Source organism: Dictyobacter arantiisoli, assembly GCF_008326305.1.
Classification (GTDB): Bacteria; Chloroflexota; Ktedonobacteria; order Ktedonobacterales; family Ktedonobacteraceae; genus Dictyobacter; species Dictyobacter arantiisoli.
This window is the reverse complement of sequence record NZ_BIXY01000101.1, coordinates 11,091-22,117: the sequence shown is the minus strand read 5'-3', so window position 1 is coordinate 22,117 and position 11,027 is coordinate 11,091. Positions and strand designations below refer to the sequence as shown.

Sequence of the window (11,027 nt, the reverse complement as noted above, 5' to 3'; positions counted from 1 at the left end):
TCCACTCTGCGTCGCGCACATCGGTCTTGCGCCCAGGCACTGCTTTGATGTGCTGCGCGTTTACGACCAGGAGTTCAGCGTGGCCTTCCAAGATGTTAAAAATGGGTTTCCAATAGACTCCCGATGAAGAATCTCTTCTTCGTGCTCGTCTCGAGAAGGTTCTTCGAGACGGCGACAGACGGTGGTACCTCTCAGCACCCGGGTCGGACTCCCCTTCAGGCTCATCGCACTAGTGTATCACCGACCTCTTGGCGTTGAACGTCCTGTACCATTCTACTCTTTTTCATGGACGGTGGCGAGCTGCAAGCTCATGAGTGGCTCCCCTGAAAATAAACAAAACTCAGGGGCGGGGAGGAGTGCAAGCGGACGTGTCGTCATGGTGTGGCCTCGAAAAAAGAGGCAAGCCATGGCAATTTCGGTCTTTCTCTGCATTGTCTCGGTCGTGTGGGAAGTTTTACGTGTCCGTGGCAGCGATGGTTAACTGGACCTGATAGCCGAGGGTTTCGAGACGGCGAACCAACCGTTTTTGTACCGCCTGGCGATCATGTTCATCAAAGTAGTTGCTTCCCAGATCGTGATAGACCTCCTTTTTTGAGAGTATCTGATAAATGATGACGAGCAACGTGTGCCCAAGGGCTACAGTGGCTTTGTTGGCTCCGCGGCGCGCTGCCAGGCGCTGATACTGGGCTGAGAGATAGGTGGAAGAACTGCGTGCCGCCGCATGAGCAGCCTCCACCAGTGCCGAGCGTAACCAGGGATTGCCTTTGCGCATGGGACTCTTGAGTCGTTTCCCAGCGCTTTGCCGATTGCCAGGACACATCCCGGCCCAGGAGGCTAAGTGGCGGGCACTGGGGAAATGCGTCATATCGGGACCCAATTCGGCGAGCAAGATTTCCGCAGTCCGACGGCCAATGCCGGGGATCGTGCACAGCAGGGTGCAGAGATCTTCAAAAGGGCGCATCAACTCAGCAATCTGGGTGCAGAGATGCTCGATGGAGTCATCCAGGGCATCGATGAGGGCGAGTTGCTCGGTGACCAGAAAACGATGATGGGGACGCAAGGTTCCAGCCAGCGCTTGTTCGAGCAGATCGCGCTTGGAGCGTAAGCGTCCACACGCGAGTTGGGCAAGCACACTGGGATCGGTGGTGCCATCGAGCAGCGCGTGCAGGATCGCATGCGCAGAAGTTCCAGTGAGATCAGAGACGACGGATGCCAGCTTGAGATTGGCATCTTCCAGGATCTTTTGCAGACGCAAGATGGTGCGAGCGCGTTCCTGGACGAGGCTGGTGCGATAGCGGGTCAGTTCGCGCAAGTCGCGTTGCTGGCGAGAAGGCACAAAGCTGGGACGCAAGAGACCATGCTGCAGCAAGTCAGCAATCCATTCAGCGTCTTTGCTGTCCGTTTTGCGACCAGGGACAGCCTTAATATGCTGGGCATTGACCACAAGTAAAGTGAAGTGGTCTTCCAGCACATTGTAGATGGGCTTCCAGAAGACCCCGGTACTCTCCATGGCGACATGGGTGACGCGCAGGGAAGTCAGCAGGTCACGCAGGCGTTGCAGATCGGAGAGCATGGTCGAGAAGGAATGAAATTGCTTGCACTGATGTCCCTGTGCATCAGGGAGCAAGATGCAGGCAACCAGACTCTTTTTGTGAACATCGAGTCCGGCACAACGGGGATAGAGAATCTCCATAACCAACCTCCCAGTGAGGAAAGGAAAAGAACAACAAACGAACAGAGGGAACCAGCCGGGGGTGCAGGAGTAAAGCAAAAGCTCTCCTACGTGCTTCCCAAACGGGAGCGACACCTGATGATCCTTGAGGCACCCAGGTCCTACTGTAAAGTCCGGTTCGAGACGCGACAGTATCCGCGACCTTGGCCAGCACTGGTCCCCACTGATTCACACGCATTTTCATCCCTGATGGTGGACCTTGGGTCCATAATCTACTCTTCTCTTCTGAAAAATACAAAGGAAGCCAGCCTCTCAAGCGACCTGGGGTGCTGGTTGCAAGTCCACCTGATAACCTGGTTTCTCTATGCGCCGAACGAGCCGTTTTTGGATAGATTGCCGATTTGTTGGAGTCAATGCCACGAGAAGATGCCCCTACAGATCGCTCACTACCAGTGCCATTGCACGTTGATGTGTATATTCAGGCTTCCACGCAATCCCGGCATTTTCCCAGGATTGTCCTGCGTCAGGAGAACGATAAAGTCCCTTGTTGCTGAGAGCGTAGAAAACGCCTGGCTCTGTTCTGTGGCTGGTAACTACGGGAACCACCATTCCCTGAGGATCAGGCAGGCCGGCAGGGATCCGCTGCCACGCAGTACCCTGGCTCTTACGATACAGGGCTGAATATTGATTTGCTCTTTCTTGCGCGTTTCCCTGAGCTGGGACCTGCGCAGGAGTGCCGGTATTCGCCCATGCAGGACGTCTTTCACGGTTGCCAGCATGTTCTGAACTGGGAGAGGTAGTGTGATGATGGGCAGTGAATGGATCAGAGGAGGCGGAAACCAGGATCGTATCGGGATCAGCGGGGTCGACGGCCACGCTCCAGAGATACTGGTGCTCCAGCCCTTCATCTGGGCGTTGCCAGGTTTGTCCGCCATCCAGGCTCTCGTTATATCCCCTGCCCGGCATGGGAAAGCCATCGCCCGCCGCTGAGTACAGGCGATCAGGAGCCTGGGGATGCATGACGAGTGTGTGGGTATCAACTGGCCCATCGGGCGTGCGGTCCTCCCAGTGCGTGCCCCCATCCAGGCTGCGCACGAGAGCTCCTGCCTCAATGGCGACAAAGATGCGACCAGGTACAAGCGGATCGGCTGTAATCCAGCGTGCATGACTGGTAGAAGGACGCGGCGGAAAACTCCATGTTGGAGCTGAGGGAAGTTCGCGTAATGTTTTCAATTCCTGCCAGGTATCACCGCCATCCTCCGAGCGAAACAGCGCGGTTGGTTCCGTTCCGATATACACCACACCATATCCATGGGCCTGTTTTGTTGGACTCACTGCAACGGCTGTAATTCTGCCATGGGAAATGCCATCCCCCTTCCATGGCTCCATCATTGTTGCCGCATCGCCCCCGGGCTTCCAGGAATGACCGCCATCATCGCTATACCATAGCCCTCGTCCGAACGTGCCGCAATAGACGCGCTCGGGGTGAAAAGGATCAATCGCCAGACAGGTTGTTTGCATCCCGTTGAGATGCGTCTCTATCTCCCATGTTTCACCATGTCGGCTTGCTACAAGCAGTTCTTTCTCCATCGTAAGATACATGTGCATAAGATATGTCTCCTTTCATGCTTTTGCTTGTTTTTCTGCCGCACAACGTTGCGGCTCTCTATCCTTTCCTGCACCATTCACGGGACGGCTCGTCGATAGCTGAATCATGCACATCTCTCACCTCAGCGTCTGATTGCTTACGAGTAGAGATTTTTTTGACGACCTTCCAATTTTAACACACGAAGTTGCTCTTCCAAGCAAAGAAGGCCTCATCCTTTACGGGCAATACCGCTTCAATAGCCCATGCTCCTGACGGAACACCCTGAATCATGAAGGGAAGTGTAGGTGCGTGCCGAGGTCGCAACCGAGGTGCGCTTTCCTCATCCTCGTACGATGCGCTAGCCCGTAGGCACATCCGTCCCCCAAGAGCGATGCCAGGGGACGTCGGAGAGCGTTGGAGCTCACTGGTCGTACGATGAAAGGGAAAGCGCACCTCGGTTGCGACCTCGGCACGCACCTACGTTTTTCGTCAAAATCACTCTTATTTTAGCGGTATTGTCCTTTACGGTGAGGTTCCGTGAATCGTCCACTCCTGTTCCTTCTGCCTCTCTCAGAGAACGAGAGAACGAAGGAAGGAGTGACGAAGGGAACATGAGCGTATGAGCAACAAAGCCCGACCGCTCATTCGGTTTTGAAGCTATGCCCTTTGCAAGGTTTTCTGCGTATAATCCATAATGGCGTCAGCAGCCTCGCGATAGCCGCCTGTTTGCTGAATGGTACGCTGCATCTCCCGGGCACGCGCACGGAAACTGGCATCCTGACGTACGTGCTCGACAGCTTCGCGTAGTTTCTGGGTGGCATCAGGACTAGACTCTAGCATGACGCCCAGGCCCAACTCCGAGACACGGCGCGCCGTCATCTGCTGCTCGATCATCTGTGGAAGAACTACCATCGGTACCCCATTGTAGAGGCTCTCCATGGTACTGTTCATGCCACCATGCGTAACGAAAACATCGGTATGCGCCAGAACCTCTAGCTGAGGGGTGTAGGCCGCAGCAATAAAGTTGGCAGGCAGTGGACCCAGCTCGGCTGGTTGAATTCGTTTGCCATAGGAGAGTACCACCTTCTGATCCGTGTTGCCAAATACATCAATGCAGCCCTTAAAGAACTCAAGCTGGTTATTAAAGACCGTTCCCAGGGAGATGTAGAGCACTGGCTCACCTGCAAGCTCCTGCAATGGGAAATCGCTCTTCTCGTGACGCGGACGAAGCGAGGGACCCACAAACACAAAGCGCTCATCAAAGGTCTCGCCCGCAGGCTGAAAGGCTCTCGGCATGAAGACAATATTGAGAGACTCAGCATGGCCCAGGGTGCTCTGAAGATCAAAGGGCGGGAGTTGATACTGCTTGCATAGCTCGGCAATATCCTCGCGTATCTGCTGTATAAATGGAGGCGGTATCGGGGAACCTGCTCCGTTTCCCTGCCCCATCGGGAAAAGCTTCACATGCTCGTTGATGGCATAGGATGGGCGTAACTGGATGGCTGGAATATGCAACACCTGGGCCGCAATCCGCGCCCAGAGGCACATTGCATCATACAAAATCGCGTCTGGACGTTCCTGCCGCAGTTGCTCTAAGACCTGAGGCAGAATGCGCTGGCTCTCCTTGATCATACGGAATGGCAAGGCATTCTGGATCTGGATACCTGACATTGGTCCCCCCAGGCCCATACCAGTCGGGGGCACCATGTTACTTAGATCCAGTTCATAGGGATGAAATGTCGCTCCGACGGACTCCACCGCTTCCTTAAACGTGTCTGGCACGTAATATACAACCTCTTCACCCCGTGCCACTAACTCTTCCACCACTGGCAATGTTGGATTGACATGTCCGAAGCCCGGCACATTCGCAAGTATATATTTCATACTACTCCCTGATAGGTTCTCTCAAGCTGGAATCTATGGTTACTTCCTCCTAGAAAACAACCACCTTTCCCTGCTTAAGGTATACAATATATCGCATTGGCAACTAAACATCACTTGTATGAAGAAGATAAGACTCTTTCTCTCTTCTTTCTCAATTTGGATTGTAACCAGGACTGTCATATGCTCATACTATTGACCATATGCAAACATTCACGCTACACATGGAGAGTATATCTTCGCCCGCACTGCCGTTCAGTTCAGGAAGGCTGAGAACTGCCTAGAATTCCTTGGACCAGCTCTTGCACATATTGCTCCCGCTCTCTGTCAGCAGGCGGATTGCCCATCAACTGAGAGAGGTAGGTATACTGAAAGCACGCGCCTAGCAGCAAAATCGCCAGTTCCCTGGGCGCGATGGACGCTTGCAAGCGCCCTAATTGCCGCTCCTCGCCCAGATAGGTTGCCAGCAGATTCTCGATATGCTGCGGCCCTCCACCATTTGGTCCGGCTTTCACCTGGCTCATCTTCTGACGATATTGCACGAGCAGTTCTGTGTCAGCCAGAAAAGAGGCGCTCATTGGGATCAATTCCCCAAAGTACTCCATTCCGGCCAGCATGATCGCCGTTAGATTGCCCTCAACATCCCCTGTACCCGGCAGATGCGTCTCAAAAGCATGAAGAAAGCTTGGTAGGTAGCGCGCGACAAGCGTGAAGATGATCTCTTCCTTGTGCTCAAAATGCCTGTATAACGCTCCCTCCGAAAGCCCGACCTCCCGCGAAATCTCCTTGGTCGTCACCCGTGCCAGGCCCCTCATCTTAATCAGCCGCTCCGTAGCCTCTAAAATCTTCTGGCGTGTCTCTCCCGCCATTCCACCCTCCCTTTCTATGTATGTGATTGTTCACTTACATAGTGTAGACGTGAAAGAGAGGATTGTCAAGGGGGAAGTGAGAGGCTCAGCGTTATGAACCTTAAGGAAGATGCCTTGGAGTCGCAAAGTAGATAAGTGCGGTGCGGCATGGTTTTCGTTTAGAGTGCTTCAGAGGTATCCATCATTCGCGCCAGGTCATCAGTAGAAACTCGCGTCCAGGCTTGTCAATGATCCGTATTCCTCGCACCTGTGGTACTCGCAAAGGGTTGTGTGTAGCGTGTTTTTTTTCGAGCACTACCCGCAAAACGGGGTCAAGACATTTTGCAAAGTCCTTGATAGGTAAGCGGGAGGATTCAGTTGCTGGCGCTGAGCCCAGCTGAAAGGTTGTGACATGAGTCAGTGTCGTATTGACACACGACATTGACTCATTCGACTGACGTGTGTAAGAATCCGAAGCACAATGAGTGCTGGAGTCTCCTGAGCAGGCAAGGCGCTTCGTCTTAGTTTGCGACCAGCACCGTTTTGGCAGCTGTCTCGATGAGCTTCACCACGTCATCGGGGTGGGAGACCATCGCCACATGATTCGTCGGGACCTCGACGGTGGTGGCTCCCATGCGCCTGGCGAACAGACGCTCGGCATCGGGCAGGATCACTTGATCGTTACCAGCAACCAGGTACCAGGATGGCAGCGACTTCCAGGCCGGGACACCCATCACGTCCGAAAGGGCAGCCATGGACAACGGCTGCTGCACCGCATACATGGCCCTGGCCTTCACCGGATCAACGTCAGCGGCGAAGTGGTTCACAAAGTCGTCCTCTGGTAGCCAGGCGAAGCCCTGCTGGTCGATGATGAGGTGTGCCACTGCCGGGGTCGGTGGTCCCTGCGACAATAGCGCACCGATTGATTCGCCCTCATCAAGTCCAAAGGCCGCGATGTAGACCAGACCGACGACGCCCGGTGCGTCTGCGCCAAGCGCGGCGATGATCTGACCACCGTACGAGTGGCCGGCGACGATGGTCGGACCATTCTGCAAGGCTAGCACCTGGCGCAGTCTGGCGACATTCTCGGCCAGCGTGGTCATCGGAAACTGGGGTGCGGTGACATGGTAGCCGTCAGCTTGCAGACGCTCAATGACGGCACTCCAACTGGAGCCGTCGGCCCAGGCTCCATGTACCAACACGATATTAGGGAGCGTACTCACGTGCTTCACTTCCTTCCTGTGCTCGGGTAGGCATGCCCATCCGAGGTTAGTAGTCTATGCTACATGGTGTCTCAATAGAGACAGAAAAAAGCATCCTCCGAGAAATCTGGTTGAAGTCTTCGCCCAGGTAATAGCATAACTCAACGCTATTTACATCTTCTTTATAAAGAATTTATGCGGAATAGCAGGAACTTCCTTACGCGTTTTTTCGTCTATTTATTGCATACATCTCTGTGCGTTATGAAAAGTCAAGTGAAGCAGAATGAACACTGGGGTATCCGAGCATGGAAGAAAAGTCTATTTTGAGATCTCATCGAAAAGCGTCAGGTCTCCGTTGGTGGAGCATTTTCTCTAGCATTATCGTCGCATGTTTATTAGTGGTAGGTTGGATCGTTGTTTCGCAGCAGACGCATCAAGCGGTGCTAGCAAACAGAGGAGCAAACGTGATACCGGCTAAGAGCACTCCACAGGATCTGTATATTGGCTATAAAGATGCGGTATACAGGCTGAGTGGACAGAATGGTTCCGTTGTCTGGCAGCATCCACTTCAACAGCCATCCAGGCCTAATCGTATCATCGGCAGCAGTATGCAGGTTCAGGTCATGAACGATAATCTGATCTGTGTGATGCTTGAACATACTGTCTATGTATTGAATGGTAGCAATGGCAAAGAGCTCTGGCACTATGCGGTCATACTGACCCTGGCCCAGCAGGCCGAGACCAGGGCCAGCATCATGAATGTGGTCTTTGATAAGAAGCAGCTGTATATCCAGTTAGCCGATGGCGGTGTCCTGGCACTGAATATGCAGACTGGCGTGCAACTGTGGAAAGATGCGGCCCGATTTCCGAATGGGGCGAGCATCACGGTCTCTGATGATACACTCTATGCGAAAGCAACTTCCACGCAAGGAGTGCCTATTATCTATGCAATTGATAGCTCAACAGGCCGTGATCGCTGGCACTTCGAGGGGGAACTATGGGGAAATAGCTCATTTGATCCACCCTCTGTGGTGGACGGCGTTCTCTATTATGCAGGGAATCCGTTATATGCCCTCGATGCTCATACTGGCAAGAAACTCTGGGAACAACGCCTACCTGATCGATCAAGCTTTTTTGATAATCTTCACCTGCTAAATGGTTGCATCTATGCCAATACGGATGCCATCAACACAGGGGTAGGCACCGTAGGGGGGCTGCAAAAGGTATCACTAAATCCTTTTAAGGTCTTTGCCTTTGAGTCAAAAACAGGGAAAGCATTGTGGCATTCTCAAGCGGGTTACCACTTGCCCCAGAAGCTATTGGTCAGCGGGGATGCTATCGTTATTCAATCTATGTTCGATAAGGATAACCACGAGACGCTCCAGATACTTGACTCACAGCACGGTGTTTTACGCTGGCAAACCACGCTGCTGAATCAACCGTGTACTACTGAAGACCTTTGCTTGCCTCCGCTCACGTATATTGTAGAGGGGAAACTCCTGATCCTCGATGACAGCCAACCTCTCACATTACAGGAATTCGATATGCAGAGTGGAAAAAAGGTAGCGCAACATCCTGTTTCTCTTCCTACCAGAGGAGGTACTGGGGAAAGTCTGGTGAGTAACGGGTATCTGTATGTACAAACCGGCACACATGAAGGTGGGGCCTATGTTTCTGGTAGCAGCAACACATTCTGGAACTATACCATCTACGCCATCAATCTCACCAACGGCAAAACTGCATGGCAATACAAAATAGGCAAATTGCTGGAATACCAGGAACCAATTTCAGCGTTAAATCTTGTACCCTAGTCAAGAACACATCCTGCTCCAGCGGGATCGTGTAGCCACCGTAGATCTGATCCGTTTCCAGGAAGAAGGCAATATACAGCTTGAAAAGGAAAGGAAGTAGTAAAAATAGCTACTCTGGAAATCTCTTCCATGATTCAACGCATTGTCTTCTGGCCGCATAAAATCAAAGAATAGCACTCCAAAAATAGGGCCTCATGGTAGACTTTATTTTTGGAGTGCTGTTTGCACGTTCACTGGTTGTTTTTATGCAGTTCGCGTTTATAAGGATCTAGCTGCGCCAACAGCTGAGCCAATTGGGTAAGCCGCTCCCGTTGAATAGCAAATAGCTCGGGATTGATCTCAGCGACCAACCGATCCTGGGAAAGAAAATCCCAGGAAATGGTCACAACTTTCTGGCGATAGACATCGCTGACAGTATAATAGGCGATGCGAAATAGCCAGGCGGCGAAGGGCACTCCCCGTGGATGATAGTTGGGCAAGGAACTTAAAGCCTTGAGAAATACCTGCTGTGTCAGATCAGCCGCGTCTTCTGCATTCCCAACTCGTAGAAATAGATAGTGATAGATACGCACCATATAGCGCTGATACAGAGGCTCAAAAGCCGTAAGATCACGTTTAGCTGCTTCAATGAGACTGGTTTCTTCCTCAATCATCTCTGGAGCGAGCGAATAACTACTGTTCATTTTGTTTTCATTCCTGATAAAAGCACGTGCAATTATTTTCGAGTTCTTCGATGGTGTTAACACTATCTATCTATATCGGAGATTTCCAAAAACGGAGACAGAACTCAACAAAACTCGTCATTTTCCTTATACACCACCGCCCCGGCACAAGCAAGACCGCTAGTGATAACCGCTAGTGATAACCGCTTGTGATAGACGAGATGGGTTTGAACAGATTTCCTATCTCTGCACTTAAAAAACAGGCTCCTCATGGCCCCATTTCGAAAATCACCAGTCATCATCAGGATAGCCTTCTCAATCAGGACAGAAACCCGCCCTGATTAAGAACTTACAACCAGGCATGATATGATCTGAAGTTATTTAACCTGCAAAAGTGCATCCGAAAACCCTACCGTAGGTGGACACAAAAAACGATTTTCGAAACCCCTTGACTTGAACGCTAAAATCACGTATAAATGAAGAGAACACGCGGCCCTCAGAAGCCAAAACAAGGCCCTTGCGCAAACCGCAGGTCATATTTGCCAGAAAAAGCTATTGCGCACCCCTCGGTTGCAGAGGCATCGATCCGAAAGAGGATACTGAAAGAACCACATTGATATAAGCTTGTTATCATGATATACTCTGTTGCAGAGGCATCGATCCGAAAGAGGATACTGAAAGAACCACATTGATATAAGCTTGTTATCATGATATACTCTGTTGCAGAGGCATCGATCCGAAAGAGGATACTGAAAGTGCCGCATATATTGGAAGCGCTTACGTGTCTCCTGTGTTGCAGAGGCATCGATCCGAAAGAGGATACTGAAAGTGTTGTGGTGTTTCCCTCTGCGTTGCAGGGAATAATGTTGCAGAGGAATCGATCCGAAAGAGGATACTGAAAGCTCAAAACAAGCATGGTTTTCTCCTCACTTTCTCTTGTTGCAGAGGAATCGATCCGAAAGAGGATACTGAAAGCCTGATCGTCATTAGTTGGCGGTCCTTGACCATCTCGTGTTGCAGAGGAATCGATCCGAAAGAGGATACTGAAAGATACCAACCTCGCCGCCGGATGAACGAGGGAAGGCTGAAGTTGCAGAGGAATCGATCCGAAAGAGGATATTCTCCTGAAAATAAACAAAACTCAGGGGTGGGGAGGAGTGCAAGCGGACGTGCAGTCATGGTAGGGCATCGGAAAAAGAGGCAAGCCATGGCAATTTCGGTCTTTCTCTGCATTGTCTCGGTCGTGTGGGAAGTTTTACGTGTCCGTGGCAGCGATGGTTAACTGGACCTGATAGCCGAGGGTTTCGAGACGGCGAACCAACCGTTTTTGTACCGCCTGGCGATCATGTTCATCAAAGTAGTG

General features: G+C 51.8%; 7 protein-coding genes and 1 pseudogene. 1 reads left to right on the top strand and 7 read right to left on the bottom strand.

Features of this window, described 5'->3' with window-relative positions:
- From F1593_RS29470 to F1593_RS24000, 6 genes and pseudogenes are all read right to left on the bottom strand, one after another.
- Positions 1–127: pseudogene (locus tag F1593_RS29470) on the bottom strand (IS110 family transposase); the annotation flags it as partial.
- 327 nt (positions 128–454) lie between these two features.
- Complete coding sequence (locus F1593_RS24020) at positions 455–1,693, bottom strand: IS110 family RNA-guided transposase (protein WP_149404100.1); 1,239 nt, start codon at positions 1,691–1,693, stop codon at positions 455–457.
- 411 nt (positions 1,694–2,104) lie between these two features.
- Complete coding sequence (locus tag F1593_RS24015; protein ID WP_149404099.1) at positions 2,105–3,280, bottom strand: WD40/YVTN/BNR-like repeat-containing protein; 1,176 nt, start codon at positions 3,278–3,280, stop codon at positions 2,105–2,107.
- Positions 3,281–3,917: 637 nt separating this feature from the next.
- Positions 3,918–5,144 (bottom strand): macrolide family glycosyltransferase, encoded by a 1,227-nt coding sequence (locus tag F1593_RS24010; RefSeq protein WP_149404098.1) that lies wholly within the window; start codon positions 5,142–5,144, stop codon positions 3,918–3,920.
- Between the two features lie 257 nt (positions 5,145–5,401).
- Complete coding sequence (locus F1593_RS24005; RefSeq protein ID WP_149404097.1) at positions 5,402–6,010, bottom strand: TetR/AcrR family transcriptional regulator; 609 nt, start codon at positions 6,008–6,010, stop codon at positions 5,402–5,404.
- Between the two features lie 500 nt (positions 6,011–6,510).
- The gene (locus F1593_RS24000; protein WP_172632410.1) at positions 6,511–7,212 is read right to left on the bottom strand and encodes an alpha/beta fold hydrolase; all 702 of its coding nucleotides are present in this window, start codon (positions 7,210–7,212) and stop codon (positions 6,511–6,513) included.
- 443 nt (positions 7,213–7,655) lie between these two features.
- Between F1593_RS24000 and F1593_RS23995 the strand changes: the two genes are divergently transcribed.
- Positions 7,656–9,002 (top strand): PQQ-like beta-propeller repeat protein, encoded by a 1,347-nt coding sequence (locus F1593_RS23995; RefSeq protein WP_172632409.1) that lies wholly within the window; start codon positions 7,656–7,658, stop codon positions 9,000–9,002.
- A 230-nt stretch (positions 9,003–9,232) separates the two neighbouring features.
- Here F1593_RS23995 and F1593_RS23990 read toward each other — a convergent pair whose 3' ends face one another.
- Positions 9,233–9,685, bottom strand: coding sequence for an RNA polymerase sigma factor (locus tag F1593_RS23990; RefSeq protein ID WP_149404094.1), 453 nt, complete (start codon positions 9,683–9,685; stop codon positions 9,233–9,235).
- Positions 9,686–11,027: the final 1,342 nt, after the last annotated feature.